Origin of the sequence: Pseudomonas rhizophila (assembly GCF_003033885.1) — a bacterium.
Taxonomy (GTDB): domain Bacteria; phylum Pseudomonadota; class Gammaproteobacteria; order Pseudomonadales; family Pseudomonadaceae; genus Aquipseudomonas; species Aquipseudomonas rhizophila.
The window spans coordinates 3,134,794-3,156,224 of the sequence record NZ_CP024081.1 but is presented as its reverse complement, the minus strand read 5'-3'; the positions used below and the strand labels follow the sequence as shown (position 1 = coordinate 3,156,224).

At 59.4% G+C, this 21,431-nt stretch carries 22 protein-coding genes and 4 pseudogenes; 15 read left to right on the top strand and 11 right to left on the bottom strand.

Going from position 1 to position 21,431, the window contains the following annotated elements:
* The first annotated feature begins 14 nt into the window (after window positions 1–14).
* Entirely contained in the window at window positions 15–197 is a 183-nt protein-coding gene (locus CRX69_RS14645) for a hypothetical protein (RefSeq protein ID WP_047229260.1), read from the top strand.
* Here the strand turns inward: CRX69_RS14645 and CRX69_RS14640 are convergent.
* The gene (locus CRX69_RS14640; protein ID WP_047229261.1) at window positions 194–1,255 is read right to left on the bottom strand and encodes an AI-2E family transporter; all 1,062 of its coding nucleotides are present in this window, start codon (window positions 1,253–1,255) and stop codon (window positions 194–196) included. The genes CRX69_RS14645 and CRX69_RS14640 overlap by 4 nt on opposite strands.
* 146 nt (window positions 1,256–1,401) lie before the next feature.
* Here CRX69_RS14640 and trhP point away from each other — a divergent pair, with 146 nt between their 5' ends.
* Window positions 1,402–2,727, top strand: a complete 1,326-nt coding sequence (trhP, locus tag CRX69_RS14635) for a prephenate-dependent tRNA uridine(34) hydroxylase TrhP (RefSeq protein ID WP_076386590.1) — start codon at window positions 1,402–1,404, stop codon at window positions 2,725–2,727.
* A 269-nt stretch (window positions 2,728–2,996) separates the two neighbouring features.
* Here trhP and CRX69_RS28255 read toward each other — a convergent pair whose 3' ends face one another.
* From CRX69_RS28255 to CRX69_RS14605, 7 genes and pseudogenes are all read right to left on the bottom strand, one after another.
* Window positions 2,997–3,752, bottom strand: a complete 756-nt coding sequence (locus CRX69_RS28255) for a methyl-accepting chemotaxis protein (protein ID WP_371264138.1) — start codon at window positions 3,750–3,752, stop codon at window positions 2,997–2,999.
* Between the two features lie 102 nt (window positions 3,753–3,854).
* Window positions 3,855–4,676: pseudogene (locus CRX69_RS28250) on the bottom strand (cache domain-containing protein); the annotation flags it as partial.
* A gap of 219 nt (window positions 4,677–4,895) precedes the next feature.
* A complete protein-coding gene (locus CRX69_RS14625; protein WP_177513945.1) occupies window positions 4,896–6,212 on the bottom strand; it encodes a Na+/H+ antiporter family protein in 1,317 nt (438 codons plus the stop codon).
* A 248-nt stretch (window positions 6,213–6,460) separates the two neighbouring features.
* On the bottom strand, window positions 6,461–7,774 hold the full coding sequence (locus CRX69_RS14620; protein WP_107322235.1) for an ATP-binding protein: 1,314 nt from the start codon (window positions 7,772–7,774) through the stop codon (window positions 6,461–6,463).
* Window positions 7,771–8,439 carry a response regulator transcription factor gene (locus tag CRX69_RS14615; RefSeq protein ID WP_047229265.1) on the bottom strand — a complete coding sequence of 223 codons (669 nt, stop codon included), beginning with the start codon at window positions 8,437–8,439 and terminating at the stop codon, window positions 7,771–7,773. The genes CRX69_RS14620 and CRX69_RS14615 overlap by 4 nt, the downstream gene beginning before the upstream one ends.
* Window positions 8,439–8,750, bottom strand: a complete 312-nt coding sequence (locus CRX69_RS14610) for a PepSY domain-containing protein (protein ID WP_047229266.1) — start codon at window positions 8,748–8,750, stop codon at window positions 8,439–8,441. The genes CRX69_RS14615 and CRX69_RS14610 overlap by 1 nt, the downstream gene beginning before the upstream one ends.
* Window positions 8,750–9,055 carry a PepSY domain-containing protein gene (locus CRX69_RS14605; protein WP_047229267.1) on the bottom strand — a complete coding sequence of 102 codons (306 nt, stop codon included), beginning with the start codon at window positions 9,053–9,055 and terminating at the stop codon, window positions 8,750–8,752. Before CRX69_RS14605 ends, CRX69_RS14610 begins: the two co-directional genes overlap by 1 nt.
* Before the next feature lie 163 nt (window positions 9,056–9,218).
* Between CRX69_RS14605 and CRX69_RS14600 the strand changes: the two genes are divergently transcribed.
* Together CRX69_RS14600 and CRX69_RS28245 are read left to right on the top strand one after the other, a co-directional pair.
* Entirely contained in the window at window positions 9,219–10,298 is a 1,080-nt protein-coding gene (locus CRX69_RS14600; RefSeq protein ID WP_047229268.1) for a patatin-like phospholipase domain-containing protein, read from the top strand.
* Between the two features lie 271 nt (window positions 10,299–10,569).
* A pseudogene (locus CRX69_RS28245) lies at window positions 10,570–11,729 on the top strand (tyrosine-type recombinase/integrase).
* A gap of 92 nt (window positions 11,730–11,821) precedes the next feature.
* Here CRX69_RS28245 and CRX69_RS14590 read toward each other — a convergent pair.
* Window positions 11,822–12,034 (bottom strand): hypothetical protein, encoded by a 213-nt coding sequence (locus CRX69_RS14590; protein WP_240539534.1) that lies wholly within the window; start codon window positions 12,032–12,034, stop codon window positions 11,822–11,824.
* A gap of 209 nt (window positions 12,035–12,243) precedes the next feature.
* Between CRX69_RS14590 and CRX69_RS14585 the strand changes: the two genes are divergently transcribed.
* Window positions 12,244–12,804: an acyltransferase gene (locus tag CRX69_RS14585; RefSeq protein ID WP_107322234.1), complete on the top strand. Its 561-nt coding sequence runs from the start codon at window positions 12,244–12,246 to the stop codon at window positions 12,802–12,804.
* A gap of 12 nt (window positions 12,805–12,816) precedes the next feature.
* On the opposite strand, the pseudogene CRX69_RS14580 reads toward CRX69_RS14585, so the two are convergent.
* Together CRX69_RS14580 and CRX69_RS14575 are read right to left on the bottom strand one after the other, a co-directional pair.
* Window positions 12,817–12,973 (bottom strand): annotated as a pseudogene (locus tag CRX69_RS14580) (lysis protein); the annotation flags it as partial.
* A gap of 71 nt (window positions 12,974–13,044) precedes the next feature.
* Window positions 13,045–13,983, bottom strand: a complete 939-nt coding sequence (locus CRX69_RS14575) for an SGNH hydrolase domain-containing protein (RefSeq protein WP_157952129.1) — start codon at window positions 13,981–13,983, stop codon at window positions 13,045–13,047.
* Between the two features lie 949 nt (window positions 13,984–14,932).
* Here CRX69_RS14575 and CRX69_RS14565 point away from each other — a divergent pair.
* From CRX69_RS14565 to codA, 10 genes and pseudogenes are all read left to right on the top strand, one after another.
* A complete protein-coding gene (locus CRX69_RS14565; RefSeq protein WP_420821173.1) occupies window positions 14,933–15,202 on the top strand; it encodes a hypothetical protein in 270 nt (89 codons plus the stop codon).
* 367 nt (window positions 15,203–15,569) lie between these two features.
* The gene (locus tag CRX69_RS14560; RefSeq protein ID WP_107322231.1) at window positions 15,570–15,803 is read left to right on the top strand and encodes a hypothetical protein; all 234 of its coding nucleotides are present in this window, start codon (window positions 15,570–15,572) and stop codon (window positions 15,801–15,803) included.
* Between the two features lie 99 nt (window positions 15,804–15,902).
* The gene (locus tag CRX69_RS14555) at window positions 15,903–16,244 is read left to right on the top strand and encodes a hypothetical protein (protein ID WP_157952127.1); all 342 of its coding nucleotides are present in this window, start codon (window positions 15,903–15,905) and stop codon (window positions 16,242–16,244) included.
* A gap of 50 nt (window positions 16,245–16,294) precedes the next feature.
* Window positions 16,295–16,678, top strand: coding sequence for a hypothetical protein (locus CRX69_RS14550; protein ID WP_107322229.1), 384 nt, complete (start codon window positions 16,295–16,297; stop codon window positions 16,676–16,678).
* Window positions 16,679–16,714: 36 nt separating this feature from the next.
* Entirely contained in the window at window positions 16,715–16,921 is a 207-nt protein-coding gene (locus CRX69_RS14545; protein ID WP_107322228.1) for a hypothetical protein, read from the top strand.
* Between the two features lie 167 nt (window positions 16,922–17,088).
* Window positions 17,089–17,309, top strand: a pseudogene (locus tag CRX69_RS14540) (helix-turn-helix transcriptional regulator).
* 63 nt (window positions 17,310–17,372) lie between these two features.
* Window positions 17,373–17,729 carry a 6-carboxytetrahydropterin synthase QueD gene (gene queD, locus CRX69_RS14535; protein ID WP_107323262.1) on the top strand — a complete coding sequence of 119 codons (357 nt, stop codon included), beginning with the start codon at window positions 17,373–17,375 and terminating at the stop codon, window positions 17,727–17,729.
* 78 nt (window positions 17,730–17,807) lie between these two features.
* On the top strand, window positions 17,808–18,638 hold the full coding sequence (locus CRX69_RS14530) for an alpha/beta fold hydrolase (protein WP_107322226.1): 831 nt from the start codon (window positions 17,808–17,810) through the stop codon (window positions 18,636–18,638).
* A gap of 171 nt (window positions 18,639–18,809) precedes the next feature.
* A complete protein-coding gene (gene codB, locus CRX69_RS14525; protein ID WP_107322225.1) occupies window positions 18,810–20,081 on the top strand; it encodes a cytosine permease in 1,272 nt (423 codons plus the stop codon).
* A gap of 14 nt (window positions 20,082–20,095) precedes the next feature.
* Entirely contained in the window at window positions 20,096–21,343 is a 1,248-nt protein-coding gene (gene codA, locus CRX69_RS14520) for a cytosine deaminase (protein WP_107322224.1), read from the top strand.
* Window positions 21,344–21,431 lie beyond the last annotated feature (88 nt).

Here is a 21,431-nt window from a genome sequence, read left to right as displayed (position 1 = left end):
TGATGGAGGTTCCCATGCCCAAGGTTCAAATCATGTCTGTCATTGGCAGCGCCGTGCCCGCCCCGCTCAGGGAGCGTGGTCTGTTGGCCTGCTGGTATCTGGTGCAGGACGGCGTCACCATCAGCGGTCCGCTGACTTCTCTGCCCGCCGCCCAAGCCCTGTCACAACGCATCGGCCCTTATCTGCTGACCGCCTAGGGCAATCGCACCCGCGGCTTGCTTTCGACGAACAGCGCCCAACACGACATGAACAGCGCGGCGATCAGCGGGCCGATCACAAATCCGTTCAGCCCGAACACCGCCAGCCCGCCCAAGGTCGAGACCAGGACCATGTAGTCGGGCATCTTCGTATCCTTGCCCACCAGGATGGGGCGCAGGAAATTGTCCACCAGGCCAATGACGAATATCCCGAACAGGGTCAATACCACGCCCTGCCAGATGGCCCCGGAGAGCAGGAAATACACTGCCACCGGCGCCCAGACCAAGCCCGCGCCCACCGCCGGCAACAGCGACAGAAAGGCCATCAGCACCGCCCAGAGCAATACCGTGGGAATCCCCAGGATCCAGAAAATCAGCCCACCCAACGCCCCTTGGGTGATGGCCACCAGCAGGTTTCCCTTCACGGTCGCTCGCACCACACGGTTGAACTTCAACTGCAGGCGACGTTTCTGGTACTCCGCCAGGGGAACGGCGGTACGGACCTTGCGCACCAGCTCAGGGCCGTCACGCAGGAAAAAGAACAACAGATAAATCATGACGAAGAAGCTCACCAGGAACTGAAACGTGCCCTGGCCGAAGCTGAACGCCTGGGTGGCGAAGAATTGGCTGCCTTGCATCGCGCCTTTGACGATCCGCTCTCGCAGCCCGTTCAGGTTACCCAGGCCAAAACGGTCGAGCAGGTTCTGGAAGTAAGGCGGCAAGGCATCCCGGAAGCGGGCCAGGTAATCGGCAATGTCCAACTCTCCGCTTTCCAGGCTCTTGTACAACGCCGCCCCTTCCTGGACCAGCAACGTACTGATGACGATCACCGGCAAGATCGCGATCACCACGCAAATACTCAATGTAAGCAACGAAGTGAGGTTGCGCTGCCAGCCGAGTTTCAGTTGCAGGCGGCGCTGCATCGGGGCAAAGACGATCCCCAGGATCACTGCCCAGAACACGGCGCCATAAAACGGCAGGAGGATCCAGATGAAAGCGATGGTGACCAGAATCAACATCAGCATCTGGGACTTGTCTTGCAGGGTCTTTCGGTTCATTTCTTTTCCATATCCTTGGCGCGATAAACGTTAGTCAGCCAGGATTCGCCGGAGTGCCTTTCCCTTTGCATCCGGTGTTGATCCAGATCAATTGCACGGTACCCGTCGTGGCGTACCCTCGGCGCTTTTTGCGATCCGACGCCACCATGCCCTTCGTTGCCCCCGAACTGCTCGCCCCCGCCGGCACCCTGAAAAACATGCGTTATGCCTTCGCCTACGGCGCCGACGCGGTGTACGCCGGTCAGCCGCGCTACAGCCTGCGTGTGCGTAACAACGAGTTCGACCACGCCAACCTGGCCTTGGGCATTGGCGAGGCCCAGGCCATGGGCAAGCGCTTCTATGTGGTGGTGAACATCGCGCCCCACAACGCCAAGCTGCGCACCTTCCTCAAAGACCTGGAGCCTGTGATTGCCATGGCACCGGACGCGCTGATCATGTCCGACCCCGGCTTGATCATGCTGGTGCGCCGGCATTTCCCGCAGATGCCGATTCATCTGTCGGTGCAGGCCAACACCGTGAACTGGGCCAGCGTCGAGTTCTGGCAACAGCAGGGCTTGAGCCGCATCATCCTGTCCCGGGAGCTGTCCCTGGAGGAAATCGCCGAAATCCGTGAGCAGGTGCCGGCCATGGAGCTGGAAGTGTTCGTTCACGGGGCGCTGTGCATGGCCTATTCCGGGCGTTGCCTGCTGTCGGGCTACCTGAACCGGCGCGACGCCAACCAGGGCAGTTGCACCAACGCCTGTCGCTGGAAATATTCGGCGCAACCGGCGCAGGAAAACGCGGTGGGCGATATCGTGCAGACCTGGCCAGCCGAACCGACCCTGGGCCTCGGCGCGCCCACCGACCAGGTGTTCCTGCTTCAGGAAGCGAACCGCCCGGAGGAATCGATGCCGGCCTTTGAGGATGAGCACGGCACCTACATCATGAACGCCAAGGATCTGCGGGCCGTACAGCACGTGGAACGGCTTGCCCGCATGGGCGTGCATTCCTTGAAGATCGAAGGCCGGACCAAGTCGCACTTTTATTGCGCACGCACCACCCAGGTCTATCGCCGGGCGATCGACGATGCCGTAGCCGGCCGGGAGTTTGACCGCAGCCTGATGACCGATCTCGAATCCCTGGCCCAGCGCGGCTACACCGAGGGTTTTCTACGCCGGCATGTTCATGATGAGTACCAGAACTATCAGAACGGCAGCTCAGTGTCGGAGCGCCAGCAGTTCGTCGGTGAATTGACCGGCCAGCGGCGCGAGCGTCTGGCCGAAGTCCGGGTCAAGAACCGCTTTGGCCTGGGCGATCACATGGAATTGATGACCCCCAAGGGCAACTTTCACTTCGACCTGCATCAACTGCAGAACGTCAACGGCCAGGGCATCGACGTGGCTCCGGGAGACGGGCATGTGGTGTACGTGCCGATTCCGGATGCGGTGGATTTGCGGTTTGGGTTGTTGATGCGCGATGTGCGAGAAGCGTAGCACCTGCACGGCCTCCCCAATCATGCAGACACCGCCAAACAATTGTGGGAGCGAGCCTGCTCGCGATAGCGCCTTCACAGTCAACATCGTCATTGACTGATCGACCGCCATCGCGAGCAGGCTCGCTCCCACAAGGTCGTGTTTGCCTTCGCCCGGCAAGAACTGCCGAAGGCTGCGATCCTCCTTTCCCGATAGGGCCCGGTTGCCCAGGCGAAACATCCGGATCGAGCACGAAAGATCGCAGCCTTCGGCAGCTCCTGCTGCACGACTCAGATGCGGAACTGCCCCACCAGTTTGCCCAGGCGTTGGCCCAGATCGGCCAGGCTGCGGGAGGTCTGGGCACCGAGTTGAGTTTCGTCGGCGACGCTATCCACCGCCACGGCGATCTGGTGCACGCTGCGGTTGATTTCCTCGGCCACGGCGGTCTGTTCTTCAGCAGCGCTGGCGATCTGGGCGTTCATCGAATTGATGGTGCCGATCAACTGCGCCATGGTGTCCAGGGACGCCCCGGCCTCGTTGGCCTGCACCGACGTGCCATCGCCCGCTTCGCTGGAGCGGCGCATCGCTTCTACCGCTGCGTGGGTGCCCGACTGCAAGCGATCAATCATGCCCTGGATTTCCTGGGTACTTTGCTGGGTCCGACTGGCCAGGGCCCGCACTTCATCAGCCACCACGGCAAAACCGCGGCCCGCTTCCCCGGCGCGAGCGGCCTCGATGGCGGCGTTCAGCGCCAACAGGTTGGTCTGCTCGGCGATCGAGCGAATCACCCCCAACACGCTGACAATCGAAGCCACGTCCTGTTGCAAACTGTCCAGGGACAAGCCGCTGCTGCGAATATCGTTCACCAGTGCATGAATCTGCTGGATGCTGCCGGCCACCACACGCTTGGCGGACTGGCCTTCTTCGTCGGTCTGCTGGGCCGCGACCGCGGCACCCTGGGCACTGCGAGCCACTTCCTGGGCGGCCGAAGACATCTCGTTGATCGCCGTGGCGACCTGGTCGGTTTCGTGACGCTGACGCTCCATGGCCTGCTCGGAGCGCTGTGCCTGCTCGGAAACCTGCGCCACCAGCCCAGTCAGCTGCGAGGTCATTTCGGTGATCTGCCGTACCAGACCGTGGATCTTGTCGACAAAACGGTTGAACGAGCCGGCCAGTTGGCCGAGTTCGTCCTGGCTGGTGATCGCCAGGCGGCGAGTCAGGTCGCCCTCGCCCGCCGCGATGTCATCGAGGTTGTCTTTCATCAGGTGCAGCGGCCGCAGGATGGCATTGGCCAGCAACATGCCCACCACCGCAATCACCAGCAATACCACCACAGCAATACCCACGATGCTCAGCAGAACGCCTTGCAGACGTTCTTGAACCTTGGCCTCAACCAGTGCTACCTGAGCTTCAATGCCGTCCAGGTTGACCGAGCTGCCGACCGCCATGTCCCACTTGGGCAAGTAGTCGGTGTAGCCGAGCTTTGGCACCAGTTCGTTGCTGTTTGGCAGTGGCGAGCTGTATTCCAGATAGTGTGTCCCGTCCTTGGCGACTTTCACCAGGTCACGGTTGACATAGACACCGTTGGGATCGCGGTTGTCCTTGAAGGTTTTGCCCACACCGTCGGGGCTGTTGGCCTTGAAGAGACGAACAGTTTCGGAGTCGTAACCGAAGAAATAGCCGTCCTTGCCGTAGGTGACGTTCGACAGTAGCTTGATAGCCTCGGCCCGCGCGGCGTTATCCCCGGGCGCCGACGCGTCGTACAACGGCTTGATGGCAGTAAGCCCCACCGCGACGTAATTCTGCAGGGTGGCCTTGGCGTCGCTGAGCAAGCGCTCGCGGGTTTGCTGAACCTCTTTGCCGGCCTGTTCCTTCAGAATGAAGGCCGTGGTCAGGCTGATAATAGCGGCGGATAGCAATACAGGCAGTATTGCCAAGGACAGAACTTTAGCCTTCAGGCTCAGGCGCATACTGTTCACTCTTATCGGTTTTATGGCGTGGTTAACTGTGTTAACGGCACGGCGCGGGAAAACTGTAGGACAAGGTGAAGGGCTTGCGCCGAGTGGTCAGCTAAAGAGGTGCTGGATTTTGGGGGCCTTATCGCGAGCAGGCTCGCTCTCACATTGGATATTCTGTGAACACCTCTGTGGGAGCGAGCCTGCTCGCGATGAAGGCGACTGGGTCCCGAATTACAACACCATCGCCGCCACCCAGCCAAACACCAGCAGCGGCAAGTTGTAATGGATGAAGGTCGGGACCACGGTGTCCCAGATGTGGTGGTGCTGGCCATCGATGTTCAACCCGGAGGTCGGGCCCAGGGTCGAGTCCGAAGCGGGCGAGCCGGCATCGCCCAGGGCTCCGGCGGTGCCGACGATGCAGACGATCGCCAGCGGGCTGAAACCCAATTGCAGGCACAGCGGCACGAAGATCGTCGCCAGGATCGGCACCGTGGAGAACGACGAACCGATGCCCATGGTCACCAGCAAGCCCACCAGCAACATCAACAGGGCGCCGATGCCCTTGTTGTGGCCGATCCAGGCCGCCGAGGTTTCCACCAGGCTCTGGACTTCACCTGTTGCCTTCATCACTTCGGCAAAGCCTGAGGCGGCGATCATGATGAAACCGATCATCGCCATCATCTTCATGCCTTCGGTGAACAGGTCGTCGGTTTCGCGCCAACGCACCACCCCCGATACCGAGAAAATCAGAAACCCGACCAGGGCACCGATGATCATCGAATCCAGCAGGAGCTGAATGGCAAACGCCGCCGCGATCGCCAGTCCCGCCACCAACAGGCTCAACGGGTTGTAGCGCACGGTCACCTGTTCGGCCCTGGCGATTGTTTTCAGGTCGTAGATGCGTTTTTTGCGATACGTGAAAAACGCCATGACCAAACCAAACACCATGCCCAGCGCCGGAATGCCCATGGCATGGGTGATGTTGATGTCACTGACGTCCACGCCGCTGCGGGCGACATTGGCCAGCAGGATCTCGTTGAGGAAGATGTTGCCAAAGCCCACCGGCAAGAACATGTAGGGCGTGATCAAGCCAAAAGTCATGACGCAGGCAATCAACCGGCGGTCCAGCTGCAGCTTGGTCAGTACATAAAGAAGCGGCGGTACCAACAGCGGGATAAAGGCGATGTGGATCGGCAGAATATTCTGGGAGGCGACCGCTACCGTTCCCAGCAAGCCGATCAGGACCCATTTGACCCCCGAGCCACCGGCGACGTCCTGGCGATCCACCATGGTCAGGGCTTTGTCGGCCAGGGCGTGAGCCATGCCGGACTTGGCAATCGCTACGGCGAAAGCACCCAGCAAAGCGTAGGACAACGCCACGGTTGCCCCGCCCCCGAGGCCGGCATTGAACGCCTTGAGCGTGGCGTCGATGCCCAGGCCGCCAGTCAGACCGCCCACCAGAGCGCCGATAATCAGCGCGATCACCACATGCACGCGGGACAGACTGAGCACCAGCATCACGCCAACCGCGGCAATTACTGCATTTATCATCATTACCTCAAAGCACAGCGATGGAGAGCCACCGGACAAAAAGGTCGCGACTTTGCAGGAAGCGGCGAGAAGCTGCAAGGGTCATGCGGCGGGTTTTATATCCGCATGAGAGCGGGAACGCACCGATATCTTGAGTCCAGCCCCAAAACAATGTGGGAGCGAGCCTGCTCGCGATGGCGGTCTGTCAGTTGATATTGAAGTGGCTGACCCGGCGCTATCGCGAGCAGGCTCGCTCCCACCAGAGATCAGCGCTTAGGCAATCCGATCGTGACCTTCAGCCCGCCCCACTCGCTGTCGCCCAGCGCCAGCGTCCCGCCCCAGGTGTCGACGATGTCCCGCACGATGCCCAGCCCCAGGCCGTGGCCGTCGGTCTGCTCATCGAGCCGCGTGCCGCGGCTGAAGACCTGATCGCGGCGGTCTGCGGGAATGCCTGGCCCATCGTCTTCCACCGCCAGGCTGAACCCCTCGGCTGTCTCGCTCACGGTCAGGCGCACTTGCGCGTCGGCCCATTTGCAGGCGTTGTCCAGCAGGTTGCCCAGCAGTTCCAACAGATCTTCACGATCCCAGGGCAGGTGCAGGCCGGGCGGCGCGACGTAAGCCAAGTGCAAGTGCTCACCATGGATCATGTTCAGCGTGGCCAGCAACGCCGGCAATTCCGCGTCGCAGTCAAGATGGGCACCGGGCAAGGCATCGCCGGACAGTCGGGCGCGGTTGAGTTCGCGGTTCAGGCGCTGACGGACCTGTTCCAGTTGTTCGAGCAACAGCTTGCGCAGCTCGGGGTAAGGGTCGAGTTTTTCATTCGAGGCCAGGCTTTGCAGCACCGCCAGCGGGGTTTTCAGGGCATGACCCAGGTTGCCCAGGGCGTTGCGGGAACGTTTGAGGCTGTCCTCGGTATGGGCCAGCAGATGGTTGATCTGCGCCACCAGCGGTTCCAGTTCCCGCGGCACCTGTTCGTCGAGTTGCGAACGCTGCCCGCGCTGCAACTGGGCGATCTGCTCCCGGGCTTTGTCCAGCGGGCGCAAGGCGCGGTGCACCGTGATGCGTTGCAACAACAGAATCAACAGCAACCCCGCCAACCCAAGTCCCAGGCCGATCTGCTGCATGCGCAGGAAGCTGTCCCGCACGGGCGTGTAGTCCTGGGCCACGCTGATGGAAATGGCCTGGCCCAGACGCCGATAGTCGGTGCGCAGGACCAGCAGCTTCTGACCTTCAGGCCCCAATTGCAGGTTGCTGTGCAGCCCCGGATGGTCGAGATGGGGCAACTCCTGGTCCCAAAGGGAGCGGGAGCGCCAATGCGTATCGGCAAAATCGATGCGGAAATAATGCCCGGAAAATGGTCGCAGATAAGCCGGCGACAAGCGTCGCTCATCCAGTTGCAGGCCTTGCGGACCACGCACCAGGGCCACTAGCAGGTTCTCGCTGTCGTTGCGCAACCCCGCCTCCAGATACCGCTGCAGACCCAGCTCGAACAACCACAGACTGGTCTGCGCCAGAACCAGGCCGACCACCACCATCACACCGATCAGGCCAAGGCTCAGACGCCGCTGGATCGATCTCACTGCGCCTGCCCGCCGAACAGGTAACCCTGGCCGCGACGGGTTTCGATCACGCTGCGGCCCAGCTTGCGCCGCAAGTGATTGACATGGACTTCCAGCACATTGGAATCGCGCTCGGTTTCACCGTCATACAGGTGTTCAGCGAGATGGCTCTTGGAAAGGATTTGCTCGGGATGAAGCATGAAGTAGCGCAGCAGGCGAAATTCGGCCGCGGTCAGTTGGATTTCGGTGCCGTCGCGGCTCACACACTGGCGACCTTCATCCAGATGCAGCCCGGCCGCCTGGAGCGTCGGCTGGTTGGCCTGGCCATGGGAGCGGCGCAGCAATGCCTGGATCCGCAGGTGCAGCTCTTCGGGATGAAAGGGTTTGGTCAGGTAATCGTCGGCCCCGGCCTTGAGGCCTTCGATGCGTTCGGCCCAGGAACCGCGGGCGGTCAGGATCAGCACAGGCGTGCTCAGGCCGCCCGCTCGCCATTGGGCCAACACTTCAAGCCCCGGCACCCCCGGCAAGCCGAGATCGAGGATGATCAGGTCATAAGGCTCGCTGCTGCCCTGATAAACCGCGTCGCGACCATCGGCGAGCCAGTCGACGGCATAACCCTGCCGCGTCAGCCCGGCCATCACTTCGTCGGCCAGGGGAACATGATCTTCCACCAGAAGCAGGCGCATCAGTCTTCCTCATCTTTGAGTAAACGGCCGGTCGCGGCCTCCAGGTCCAGTTCGCGCACAACGCCGTCGGTAGCCAGCAATTCGACCTCGTAAATATAGACGCCGTGTTTTTCTTCCAGCTCGGCCTCCAGCAGTTTGGCGCCGGGGTGGCGATCCAGCGCCTGTTGCAGCAAATGTTCCAGGGGCAGGATCACGCCCTGCTGCCGCAATTGCAGGGCCTCATCCTGGTCCAGGTCTCGAGCGACGGCCAGTGAACAGAACACCAGCAGCGCCAGCCCCCAACGGCTGCGGGGGCGTAAATTAAGCTTCATTACAGATCCTGATGATTCTTGAGTACCTTGCCGTCAACCGCGTCCAATTCAAGTTCCCAGTCAACGCCCTGGGCATCGCGCAAGTCCACCTGATAGATGTACTTGCCGTATTCTTGTTCCAGCTCGGTATCGGTCAAGGTGGCGCCAGGGTGTTTGGACAAGGCAGTGGCGTTGAGTTTTTCAACCGACAGAATGGTACCAGCGTCCTGTAGCTTTTGGGCTTCGTCGGCCGTGAGGTCTCGTGCGCTGGCCAGGCCACTGATGGCCATCAGGGTAACGATGAAAAAGGCAGTCAGGCGGTTCATGGGTTGTCTCCTTTTTTTGTAATCTTCACCGGGGAACTGTATCGGGGCGAACTTAACTGAAACTGAATTGCCATCATTGAACACAGATCAATGTGGGAGCGAGCCTGTTCGCTGCCACAGGGCTGACGCCGTTAAATTATCCGTTGCACCATTCGAGACCGGTATGACCGCCATCCACATCAAGTTCCCTGCCCTGACCCTCAAGGCCGGCCCTCGTGCTCTGGCACGCATTCGCCAGGCTGGCCTGAACGCTGCCGATGTCGGCATTCTGCCGGGCGCCGCCGGTGGCCCCAAGGCCTTGGGCATTCAGGGGCTGGACCTGGCGCTGTTTGGCGAGTGGCTGCCCGCCGCGCCCCGGGAGCGCTCGCTGATCGGTGCTTCGGTGGGCTCCTGGCGCTTCGCCAGCGCCTGCCTGCCGGATGCCGCCGAGGGGATCCGGCGCCTGGGCACCTTGTACAACGAGCAAAGCTTTGCCAAAGGCGTGACTATGGCCGGGGTGAGCCAGAGTTCGCAGCGCATGCTCGATGATCTGCTCCAGGGCCGCGACACGTCGATCCTCGAAAACCCGCATTACCGGCTCAATATCATGGTGGTCAAAAGTCACGGTTTGCTGGCCCAGGATCATCGCGGGCGGCTCGGCCTGGGATTGTCGTCGGTGATCGCCGACAACCTGCGGGGCCGAGCGCGCCTGTCGCGGCATTTCGAACGGCTGATCGTCCACGACCCACGCCGGGCGCCGCCGTTGCACCCGTTGAACGACTTTCCGTCACGCTTCGTCGCGCTGGAGGCCGGTAATCTGCGCCAGGCGCTGCTGGCATCCGGCTCGATCCCGATGGTGATGGAGGGCGTGCGCGACCTACCCGGCGCCGGCGTTGGCACCTACCGCGACGGCGGCCTGTTGGACTACCACCTGGACCTGCCCTACAGCGGCGAAGACATCGTGCTGTATCCGCACTTCACCGACCGGGTCATTCCCGGCTGGTTCGACAAGGGCCTGCCATGGCGCCGGGGGAACGTCGAGCGTCTGCAGGACGTGCTGCTACTAGCGCCGTCCCGCGAATACCTGGCGCGCCTGCCCTTCGGCAAGCTGCCGGACCGTAACGACTTCAAGCGTTTCATGGGCGATGACACCAGCCGCCGCAAATACTGGCGCACGGCGATGGACGAAAGCCGCCGGCTCGGTGACGAGTTTCTTGAACTGGCGGCCAACGGTGGGCTGGGCGGGCGTTTGCTGACCCTTTAGTCAGCACGGTCGCGCAACGCCGGAACCAAACTGATAAACTCCGCCGCCTGCCTCGCGACCGCTACCCTAAAGAGCCTGAACCTGTGGAAATTTTCAAAGATTCTACGGTTGCCTCCCCTCGAAAACCGCGCCGGATCACCAAAACCCCAGCACTACCGAGCGCTGAATGTACCAGCGTGTACCACCGAATACCTCCCATCGCCATTTGGTTAGTACATTAATCAGTACATCGAAAGCAGATTTCAGAGGATGTGCTAAATGGCGATCAAGCATTACCGCAACCAGGCAGGCAAAGCCGAAGGATAAGGCGTACACGCTACCAGACCCGCTCGGGCTATCGTTCTTTGTCGCGCCAAGCGGGATAAAGAAATGGTATTTCCGATTCACTTGGCTTGGAAAGCAGGTGAGGATTTCTTTCGGGACATACCCGGACACCGGGTTTAAGGAGGCGCGCTAGGAGAGATCAGGCGCGGGAAGAATCGCGCGCGGCATTGATCCGCGCGAATCAAGAAAGGAGAAAAGGTAGGAATGATCGAGGCCAATACCAGTACCTTTCGAAAAATCTACGACGAGTGGCTGGCATTCAGGAAGGGAAGCATTTCGCCGGGAACCTACAGGATCATCAGCAACGCCATGGAGCTTGACGTTCTTCCGACATTTGGTGGCCGACAGATCGAGTCCATTAAGCGTGCTGATGTCATCGCCCTTATCCGCAGAATCGAGAAGCGCGGGTCGGCGGCCACAGCAGTCAAGATTCGCCAGCGCATGGGCCAGGTGTTTAGCTACGCCATCGCCATAGGCCTGATCGACGCCAATCCAACTGCAGAGATGCATGCGGTCACGGAAAAGATTGGTCAGCACAAGCACCATCCATTCCTTCCGTCCAGCGAACTGCCGAAGACCATGGCCACCATTCAACAGAGCGTTACCGGCCAACAGCTCCGGTCGGCCTTCATGCTGATGATCTACACGGCGTCACGCCCGGGCGAGGTGCGCCATGCGGAATAGTCAGAGATCGATCTCGACACCGCCATCTGGACCACGCCGCCCTCGAAGATGAAGATGCGCCGCGATCACGTGGTGCCACTACCGAGACAGGCCGTAAAGCTGCTGCGGGAAATACTCCCCGTCACCGGCCACCTGCGCTACGTTTTCACGAACCGCAGCGACCCGACCATGCCAATCGGCACCAACTACGCCAACAACGTCATGGAGGCACGCGGACTGACTGGCAGACAGTCACCCCACGGCTTCCGTCACCTGTTCTCAACAGAAATGAATGGCCGCGGCTATAACCGTGACTGGATTGAGCGACGGCTTGCGCACGCCGACACCGGCTTCATCCGTGATGTGTACAACCACGCGGCGTACCTGGAGCAGCGCAGGGAAATGATGCAAGTTTGGGCCGACCTAATTTCGCCGCAACTATAAACTTCCCTATCGCGCAAACGGGCACCACCACGACTGTGAATAGTAAGCATCGCCAATCTTTTCCACTCCCGTCAGATTCAGGCCTCCCTGGATCATTTTCCGGTAATCCTTACGTCATGCAGCCGAGGAATGATGTCCAGCCCAGGACTAGAACTGTAAACACAGGTGCTGAATACCGACCGACCAAATTCTGGATCGGGACACTCGCTGAAAATGACGTCACCCTTGATGGGAGCGATTTGCCTTAGCTGTTCTTTCGGAATGGCAACGCCAAAGACGCGCCGCTGGACGATCAGAAATCTCATGTTCAACTCGATACTGGACAAAATTACAGTGCCGGTACCAGAACCAAGCCAATTCAAATCATGCCGACGAGCGCGGTTTCAATCTATAGGCTCATACGGGTGACGATGGTGTTTAAGAATGCCATCCATGCTGGCATGGAAAAGCGCAAACTGTAGAATGCGCCTTCACCCGATACTGACGCCTCAATCAATTCAACCAAGGATAGACCATGGCATTCATGACAGACACTCAGCTCCGCGACATGGGCTTCAAGAGCATCGGAAAGAACGTAAAGATCAGCGACAAAGCAGCGATTTATAACTGCGATAAAATCTCAATTGGCGACAACACCAGAATTGATGACTTCTGCGTTATCTCCGGAAAGGTGACGCTGGGCCGTAACGTGCATGTCGCAATTTTCAGCAACATCGCCGGCGGCGAGCAGGGCGTCACCATGGATGATTTTTCAGGGCTGGCATACGGCTGTCAGGTCTTTTCGCAGTCTGACGATTACTCTGGGAAAGCGCTGACGAATCCAACGGTGCCTGCCACTTACAAAAAAGAAGTCAAGTCAGCCATCTATATAGGGCGCCACGTCATCATCGGAACATCGTCGATTGTGTTGCCTGGAGTTCACTTGGCGGAAGGCTGCTCGGTTGGTGCAATGTCGATGGTGACAAAGTCCACTACGCCATGGGGAATCTACTTCGGAATTCCAGCTAAACGCCTGAAAAACAGAAGTAAAGATCTGCTTGAGCTCGAATCCGAATATTTGGCATCCGAGAAGTAAGCCGGGCATACTTTACTGGCTCAACTCATTGACATAGGCCTGGCACGCCGCCAGCTTGAACCCTCGGTCGCCGTCGTCGGTGATGGCGACAATTCGTTGAGCATGCTGGGTCAAGTTGGACTCTTGCTCTGCCATGAACCACGCCGACGGCGCCGGCGGTGGCAGGCACTGCGTTGCAACTGACTGGATTCTGGAAGGGTTAAGCGCATCGCTGTTTCTTCGGCAAACACGATTAATGCATCACCCGTCAGGTGCGGAGTTGGATGTAACTCCGCGCCCAGAAACCTTCAAGTCTTGACTCAAAATGCCAAAAATTTGCGCTTCAAAGTAGCGCACAAACTCTAGGGACCCGTGCTTCGACAAGTGATAGGTGTCGCTATAAAAGACGCCATCGTCATCAATCGCACGACAGTACCCCCCAGAGCAAAAAGCCCGATACGGGTTGAGATAAGTTACGTCATCTTTTGAGCTCGCGTATTCCTCGAGGATCAAGCTCCCAGACCGGGTGGGGATATCAGCTTCACGCCGCACAAGCTTCGACGCGCAATCGATTGGAAAGTATTTTGGCCTGGCAAAACAGCCGATGACGTCCGGACTTCCTGCGCCTGGGACATTGCCGATCAGGATCAACTGATGGCCACGAATTGCGTTTCTCAACTCTTCGATCTTGCCGGCGATGAACCGGTATCCCTGATCGGTGTCGCCTCCAGGGATTGATTTCCGGGACTCCATGAGCCCGCCCATTTGTAGTTGTTCGCCCCAGCTCTCGCTCAGCATGACCGCGGCGCCCGGACTCTTCTTTATCACCTGAATGGCAGAGTTCAATGCACCGGCGCAAAGCTTGTCCCAATCCTCGCCTGGCGTCAGCCGGGTAATCCCTGGCAAAAGGATGCAACTGGTGGATCTGATATAGATGCTCTTCGATTTAGGCCCGCCGATGACCTTGTTCAATCCCTCGGCATAATGTCTGGCATGGCTATCGCCCAGAACCACAAGGTCTGCGACGGCAGATGTCCCACCGCTGATCCAGCCATTATATGGGTAGCCGGCCCCACCGTATTGATCGGTGTGAAACTGTTTGGAATTATTTAGCTGAGCAGTTACCCATGCCGGCATGGCTCCCGTGCGCCAAGCCCAGCCGCCGCCCCATGCCGTTGCCGCCGGCAAGATGAGAGTCATCGATAGCAACGTGCACATAAGACCGAACCGGTAGCCATCTGATGTAGGGCTATCTGATTTAACCCTTCTGAAAGGAGTCTCAACGAAGCTATAGAGCAGCCATCCCAGGAATATCGAAATAGCCACTATTGCGCACTTCTCCATTAAACCGAGCGGGCTCATGGTGTAGTACTTATAAAAAACAATTATCGGCCAATGAACCAGATATATCGAATAGCTAATAAGCCCAATTCTGACTGACAGCTTGTTACTGACGAGAAAGACAAATCTTTTAGCCCCGCATGAGCAAATAACTAAGGCTGTTCCTATGCATGGAATCAATGCATTGTAGAAGGAAAAACCGTTCTTTCATCGAATGAAAATATTGCATAAGAGATCAGCGCCCAGCCAATGGCAAGAAGCACATCCAACAGGATGGAATCGCGGGACTTTGCCGTTGGTAGCCATATGCACAGAGCGCCAATGGCAAACTCAAATATCCTGAATGGAGTCAGATAGAAGATCGACGATTGACCATCCGCGAACAAAGACGCTATTAATGGGCTAATGGTGGAAAGCATACTGCTATGCCCGTCTTGCAGCACGAGGTTGAGCCCAAGGCTGGCAAGGCCACCAACCACAACTGAGGGAATCAGTAGCCACCTAGGCAGGTACTTCATCAGCAGAAAAAGTGACAACAGCCAAATTAGATAAAAACTGCTCCTCGACACTCAGCGACCACGTGTGCAGTAGTGGCTTGAATAGCGCAAACCCTATGCACCTGATAGCGTCAGGCTGGATTGCCATGCCTGACGTGGTTTCGCTCGACGAGGCCCAGGCCTACGCCATCTTCAACGCCGTCGGTGTGTGGAATCAGGCCAAGGTAGCCACGTGAGACGTTTCCGCACCCAACAACGCAAACGACAGACCTGGCTGGCACTGTCGGCCAGTGGAATTGAAGGAGCGGGCCATGGCCGAAACACAACAGCCAACGGCGGAAGCGCTCAAACAGCGCCGAAAGCGCGAGAAGGCAGCGGTGAAGGCTGCGGCGCTGGGCATCGAGAAGTTCACGGTTGAGGTAGCGGGCGTGTTCAAGTCGGACCTGCAGAGAGTCATGAAGGCCCACGGCATCAACAACCAGCAGGACGTTCACCAGAGACTTCTATCGAACCTGATTGAAGCGGACTTAGAGACCGGTAAAGATGCTGCATCGAGACACGACACCTTTCGCTGTTACTGAAAAGGTGTCACTCATTATCCGGGCTGCTGGACTGAAGTCGCTCGCCGACGATCCGTCTGAGCCTGACGACGAAATCGAAGTTCCGAAATAGCCCCTACCCCATGCTGCGCATCCGGTCACCGGAGGGCGTCGCCATCCTGAGGGCCAACTATGGGCATCAGAGATAAGGTTGTCCGCAAGTGGGAGTGCGGATCATGCAATAAACTTCACAGTCACGAACACCAGGCTGAATCGTGCTGCGCCCCGGAGGTTACGGCCGTCTGGGTCTGCCCTGTTCGCGAGGAGGGGTACGATAAAAAGCCTGATGCCGAAGTCTGCTGTCCAGATACCCACAAACTCGAATCACGCCAACCGGCGAGGCCTACGCATGGAAGTCACATATGGTTCGGTGTGCTCAGGCATCGAAGCTGCAACGCTTGCATGGAAGCCGCTCGGCATGCGGGCCAGCTGGTTCGCCGAGATCGAAGCTTTCCCGTCGGCAGTCCTGGCCCTGATCACCGAGAACGAGGCGCTGCGCCAGGCGATTAGCGATCGTGTCACTGACGGCGGGCAAGTCAGCGCGTTCAAAATTGTCTTCCGGGCAGGGCCCGAATACCGCTGACGGGAAAGCTTGGCTGGCCACCGTCGCCATGAGCAAGGAAGCCCCACGATTTCTCCCCCTGCTCTACATGGCCTGGCTCGTGTATAGGGGACCTAGGCCATGAGAGATCAGCAATTGCTCGAGCTTGCCGCAAATGCAGTTGGGATGGATCCGCTATTCGATAAGAACGGCGTGCTCTCCGCCTGGGTCGGCACCGCTGAAAATGGCCACTGGTGGGATCCGCTTAACGACCACAGCGATGCCGGCGATGCGCTGCGTTTGGTCGTGCAACTGGACCTGCTGATCTACTCGTACTCCGCCGAACAGAAATGCGTCGCCAAGTGGTTAGCTGAAGGCTTCGCTGTCGAGTATTGGTATTGGCACTGGAACCAGAATCAGGGACCAGGTTCTGCTATGCGCCGCGCAATTGTCCGGGCTGCCGCCGAACAGCTCAAACCCTAACCCCAATCCACCTTCAGCCTGCCGGTGAGCGGCGGGCGGAGGATATCGCTATGCCCGTAATAAAGTGCTTCCACGGCCATGAGCAGAACGTCAGCACCTACGATTGGGTTGCTGTATTGACCCTGGACCAGCTCGTCTACGCCCGCGATCAGATGGACCAGAAGATCAAAGCCGCCCAGGCCCAGCCGAAGCGCACCGTCTGGCGCGTCAGTAACGGCATCACCTGCGAGGGCAATTATCGCGAGGATGAGTTCGAGAAAGCGGCCGATCACCTGCTACGGATCTACAAGGGCGAGCTCATGAAGCTTGCCCCTGAATGGATCGAAAAGCCCTTCGGCTACCTGGTCTTCGATCGCCAGTTGCCGAGTCTCACGCCTGAGCTGGTGACCCAGTTCGAATACGACAACGAGTGGTTCCCCGCAAAAAACGAATAACCACCTTCTGCCGCCACGCGCGGCATGGAGCACACCATGTCTCACATCGAATTACGCGAAGGCCAAGTCTTCGCGGTGCAGATGCTTGAGTCTGCATCACACCTGCCAAAGTGCATGTTCGACGAGCGCGGGCCAGTTGAAACAACGGCCTGCAACCTGGAGGAAGTCGCCAGGATTCGGCCGCCGGATTACGCCAATGGCATCAATCAAGTCACGGAGGTGGCCCGCCACGGCAACTGCTGAGCTGTACGGACGAAGATCAACCCGTTCGAGCAGGGATACTCGACCTTCCTCAAGGGGCAGAGCCTCAAGCAAAACCCGTTCGATACGGAAAACGACACATCTCCTTTCTCCAAGCAGAGATGGATTGACGGCTGGAACAAGGCACAACGTGAAGCCTGGAGAAAGGTATGAACAACCGAGCGACGACCGAGAACATTGACCGTTCCTGCGCCTCGACGAGGTGCGTCACACCACCAGCCCGGGCCGAAACACTGTTTGTCGCAGGATCAGGGAGGGCACGTTCCCAAAACAGGTTAGAATAGGCCCGAACTCGGTCGCCTGGCGCCAGTCGGCAATCGCTGAATGGATGACCTCAATCACGCCCAGCAACGACCAATCAGTACATTGATCAGTACACCAGATGCTGACACCTCATCAGAACCCGCTGTATTCAAGCCCTACAGGTCAAACCGTGGAAATTTTCAAAGAATTCACCTTCGAATCCGCCCACCGCCTGCCCCACGTGCCAGACGGTCACAAGTGCGGCCGCCTGCACGGCCACTCGTTCAAAGTGGCGATTCACCTGAGCGGCGACATCGACTCGCACACCGGCTGGATTCGGGACTTCTCGGAGATCAAGGCGATCTTCAAGCCGCTCTACGAGCGCCTGGACCACAACTACCTCAACGACATCCCCGGCCTGGAAAACCCCACCAGCGAAGTCCTGGCCAAGTGGATCTGGGAACAGTTGAAGCCATTGTTGCCGGAACTCAGTGCCATTCGCATCCATGAGACCTGCACCAGCGGTTGCATCTACCGCGGCGAGTAAGCGGGCCACAGGGACCTGTGGCATTGGCTTTTTTTGTGTCTATGCTTTTTGGCTCGAACATGCCAAGAGGACGCGACCATGAGCCACTGGCCCCTGGATCACGAATACGACTTCAACGGACACCGCATCCGTTACGCCGTCCACGGCGACGGCCCGCCGCTGGTGTTTGTCCACGGCACGCCCTTCTCTTCCTACGTGTGGCACCGAATCGCCCCGCTGTTCTTCGCCACTCGCAAGGTGCATTACTTTGACCTGCTGGGTTACGGCCAATCCGCACAACCGGACGCCGACGTTTCCCTCGGTGTGCAAAACCAGTTGCTCGCACAGTTGCTGGACCACTGGGGCCTGGATTGCCCGGACGTGGTGGCCCACGATTTTGGTGGCGCAACCGCCCTGCGCACGCACCTGCTCAACGGCAAGCACTACCGCAGCCTGACCCTGATCGATCCGGTGGCGCTGTCGCCCTGGGGTTCACCTTTTGTCCAGCATGTGCGCCAGTACGAAGCGGCGTTCAGCGGCCTGCCCGATTACATTCAGCGGGCCATCGTACCGACCTATATCCGGGGTGCGATCAACAGGCAGATCCCCTATGAAGAACTGGCGCCGTACGTGCAGCCCTGGCTTGGCGAGACCGGCCAGGCCGCGCTCTATCGGCAGATCGCGCAGATGGACGAACGCTATACCCGCGAGGTCGAACCGCTGTATGCAACCGTGCGCTGCCCGACGCAGATCCTTTGGGGAGAGGACGATCAGTGGATCCCCATCGAACGCGGTCGTGCGTTGCAACGGATGATACCGGGCGCACAGTTTCATCCCGTTCCCAATGCCGGGCATTTGGTCCAGGAAGACGCGCCGGAGGCCATCGTCGCGGCAGTGTTGCGGTTTCTAGCGCTGCACTCTCCCACCTGAAGAAACCGCATAGGCAGTGGAAACTGTGTTCCAACTTGAACCACCGCCGCACCGCTTTCGTTCTCTTCACTTACCCAATCCCACGGATTGGCTATAAATAACCTCGCGATCACTCGCTTGGCACGGGCGCTGCACGCTTGCGACATCTTCCTCCTGCGCAAGGACCTCCACATGACTCAAAACGATCCGGGCAACGACTATCCCTTGAGCGAAGTCCCGATGCATGCCCGCAAGGGCCTGGCCTCCACGGCCATGGTGCTGCTGGGCTTCACCTTTTTCACCGCCACGATGTTTGCCGGTGGCAAGCTGGGGGTAGCGTTCGGTTTTGCCGAAATGCTCACGGTCATCGTGATCGGCAATCTGCTGTTGGGCCTGTACGCCGCCGGCCTGGGTTATATCGCCTTCAAGAGCGGGCTCAATTCGGTGCTGATGGGTCGCTTCTGTTTCGGTGAGGTGGGCAGCAAGCTCAGCGACTTGATCCTGGGTCTCACCCAGATCGGCTGGTACGCCTGGGGCACGGCGACGGCGGCGGTGGTACTGGGCAAGTATTTTCATTTGAACGAAGGCACCGTGCTGGGGCTGATGGTGCTGTTCGGCCTGGGGTTCTGCGTCACCGCCTACATCGGTTATCGCGGGCTGGAGATCCTGTCGTACATCGCCGTGCCGGCCATGATGTTGTTGCTGATGTTGTCGATGTGGGTCGCGACGGTAAAGGTCGGTGGCCTGGATGGGTTGCTGGCGGTGGTGCCGACGGGCAGCCTCGATTGGTCCACCGCCATCACGCTGGTGTTCGGCACGTTCGTCAGCGGTGCCACCCAGGCGACCAACTGGACGCGGTTTTCCCGCTCGGCGAAGATCGCGGTGCTGGCGAGCCTGATCGGCTTTTTCATCGGCAACGGCCTGATGGTATTGATCGGCGCCTACGGAGCCATCGTCTATCAGCAGCCGGACGTAGTGGAAGTTCTGCTGTTGCAAGGCTTCGCCATGGCGGCGATGGCGATGCTGCTGCTCAACATCTGGAGCACCCAGGACAACACCATCTATAACTTTGCCGTGGCCGGCTGCAACCTGCTGCGCACCCGTCGGCGCAAAACCGTGACCCTGGGCGGCGCGGCGATCGGCACACTGCTGGCCCTGCTGGGCATGTACGATCTGCTGGTGCCTTACCTGATTTTGCTGGGCACGGTGATCCCGCCGATTGGCGGAGTGATCATGGCCGATTTCTTCTTCCGCTGGCGCGGCCGCTATCCGCGTCTGGCCCAAGCGCAGCTGCCGGCCTTCAACTGGCCGGGGCTGTTTGCGTACGGCGCAGGCACCCTCGCGGCGTTCACTTCGCCTTGGGTTGCGCCACTGGTAGGAATCGCCACCGGCGCGCTAACGTATGTGATATTGATCGGCCTATTGGGAATTCGCGCCACCGATACCCCCCTCCAAGATCTTTGAGAAGGACTCGCTTGATGCACATCATCAACGCCCGCCTGCGCAACCGCGAAGGCTTGCATGAACTGCACCTGGAAAACGGCCTGATCGCCAGCATTGCACGCCAGACCGAAGCCCCGAGCCTCGGCCCGCAAGACCTCGACGCCGGCGGTAATCTGGTGGTGCCGCCGTTCGTCGAACCGCACATTCATCTGGATGCCACCCTCACCGCCGGCGAACCCCGCTGGAACATGAGCGGGACGCTGTTCGAGGGCATCGAGTGCTGGGGCGAGCGCAAGGCCACCATCACCCAGGAAGACACCAAGACCCGCGCCAAAAAAACCATCCAGGCATTGGCCGCCCATGGCATCCAGCATGTGCGCACCCATGTCGATGTCACCGATCCTGACCTCACCGCCCTCAAAGCCATGCTTGAAGTGCGTGAGGAAAGTCGTCACCTGATCGACCTGCAGATCGTCGCGTTTCCCCAGGAAGGCATCGAGTCCTACCGCAACGGCCGCGAACTGATGGAGGAAGCAATTCGAATGGGTGCCGACGTGGTGGGCGGCATTCCGCATTTCGAGTACACCCGGGATCAAGGCGTAAGCTCGGTGAAATTCCTGATGGACCTGGCCGAGCGCACCGGTTGCCTGGTGGACGTGCATTGCGACGAGACCGACGACCCGCACTCGCGCTTTCTCGAAGTGCTGGCCGAAGAAGCCCGCAGCCGCGACATGGGCGCCCGCGTCACCGCCAGCCACACCACGGCCATGGGCTCCTATGACAATGCCTACTGCGCCAAGCTGTTTCGCCTGCTCGGGCACTCGGGCATCAGCTTCGTTTCCTGCCCCACCGAAAGCATCCACCTGCAAGGACGTTTCGATAACTTCCCTAAACGCCGCGGCGTCACCCGAGTCAACGAATTGCTCGAAGCGGGGATGAACGTGTGCTTCGGCCAGGACTCCATCGTCGACCCGTGGTACCCCCTGGGCAACGGCAATATCCTGCGGGTGCTGGAAGCTGGCCTGCACATCTGCCACATGCTGGGTTACCGCAACCTGCAAAGCGCCCTGGACCTGGTCACTGATAACAGCGCCAAGGCCATGGCCCTGGGCGAGCGCTACGGCCTGGAAACCGGGCGCCCGGCGAATCTGCTGATCCTCTCGGCCGACAGTGACTACGAAGTGATCCGCAGCCAGGGCCTACCGCTTTACTCCATTCGCAATGGCGAAGTGCTGATGAAGCGGCAGATGCCGATGGTGGAGTTTGCGGTTCAGCCAGGCTGAGGTCATCGCGAGCAGGCTCGCTCCCACAGTGGAGCGGCGCCGTACGCGCATTTTTGTGCCCGCTGAAGATCGAATGTGGGAGCGAGCC

What these genes read in the sequence shown, in the direction of transcription:
- codB (WP_107322225.1), top strand. Translation starts at nt 18,810, where the DNA reads ATGACTCAAAACGATCCGGGCAACGACTATCCCTTGAGCGAAGTCCCG.
- CRX69_RS14555 (WP_157952127.1), top strand. Translation starts at nt 15,903, where the DNA reads ATGAGAGATCAGCAATTGCTCGAGCTTGCCGCAAATGCAGTTGGGATG.
- CRX69_RS14600 (WP_047229268.1), top strand. Translation starts at nt 9,219, where the DNA reads ATGACCGCCATCCACATCAAGTTCCCTGCCCTGACCCTCAAGGCCGGC.
- CRX69_RS14565 (WP_420821173.1), top strand. Translation starts at nt 14,933, where the DNA reads ATGGCCGAAACACAACAGCCAACGGCGGAAGCGCTCAAACAGCGCCGA.
- CRX69_RS14585 (WP_107322234.1), top strand. Translation starts at nt 12,244, where the DNA reads ATGGCATTCATGACAGACACTCAGCTCCGCGACATGGGCTTCAAGAGC.
- codA (WP_107322224.1), top strand. Translation starts at nt 20,096, where the DNA reads ATGCACATCATCAACGCCCGCCTGCGCAACCGCGAAGGCTTGCATGAA.
- CRX69_RS14605 (WP_047229267.1), bottom strand. Translation starts at nt 9,055, where the DNA reads ATGAACCGCCTGACTGCCTTTTTCATCGTTACCCTGATGGCCATCAGT.
- CRX69_RS14545 (WP_107322228.1), top strand. Translation starts at nt 16,715, where the DNA reads ATGTCTCACATCGAATTACGCGAAGGCCAAGTCTTCGCGGTGCAGATG.
- CRX69_RS14560 (WP_107322231.1), top strand. Translation starts at nt 15,570, where the DNA reads ATGGAAGTCACATATGGTTCGGTGTGCTCAGGCATCGAAGCTGCAACG.
- CRX69_RS14640 (WP_047229261.1), bottom strand. Translation starts at nt 1,255, where the DNA reads ATGAACCGAAAGACCCTGCAAGACAAGTCCCAGATGCTGATGTTGATT.
- trhP (WP_076386590.1), top strand. Translation starts at nt 1,402, where the DNA reads ATGCCCTTCGTTGCCCCCGAACTGCTCGCCCCCGCCGGCACCCTGAAA.
- CRX69_RS14590 (WP_240539534.1), bottom strand. Translation starts at nt 12,034, where the DNA reads ATGAGATTTCTGATCGTCCAGCGGCGCGTCTTTGGCGTTGCCATTCCG.
- CRX69_RS14550 (WP_107322229.1), top strand. Translation starts at nt 16,295, where the DNA reads ATGCCCGTAATAAAGTGCTTCCACGGCCATGAGCAGAACGTCAGCACC.
- CRX69_RS28255 (WP_371264138.1), bottom strand. Translation starts at nt 3,752, where the DNA reads ATGGAGCGTCAGCGTCACGAAACCGACCAGGTCGCCACGGCGATCAAC.
- CRX69_RS14615 (WP_047229265.1), bottom strand. Translation starts at nt 8,439, where the DNA reads ATGCGCCTGCTTCTGGTGGAAGATCATGTTCCCCTGGCCGACGAAGTG.
- CRX69_RS14645 (WP_047229260.1), top strand. Translation starts at nt 15, where the DNA reads ATGCCCAAGGTTCAAATCATGTCTGTCATTGGCAGCGCCGTGCCCGCC.
- CRX69_RS14610 (WP_047229266.1), bottom strand. Translation starts at nt 8,750, where the DNA reads ATGAAGCTTAATTTACGCCCCCGCAGCCGTTGGGGGCTGGCGCTGCTG.
- CRX69_RS14530 (WP_107322226.1), top strand. Translation starts at nt 17,808, where the DNA reads ATGAGCCACTGGCCCCTGGATCACGAATACGACTTCAACGGACACCGC.
- CRX69_RS14575 (WP_157952129.1), bottom strand. Translation starts at nt 13,983, where the DNA reads ATGACTCTCATCTTGCCGGCGGCAACGGCATGGGGCGGCGGCTGGGCT.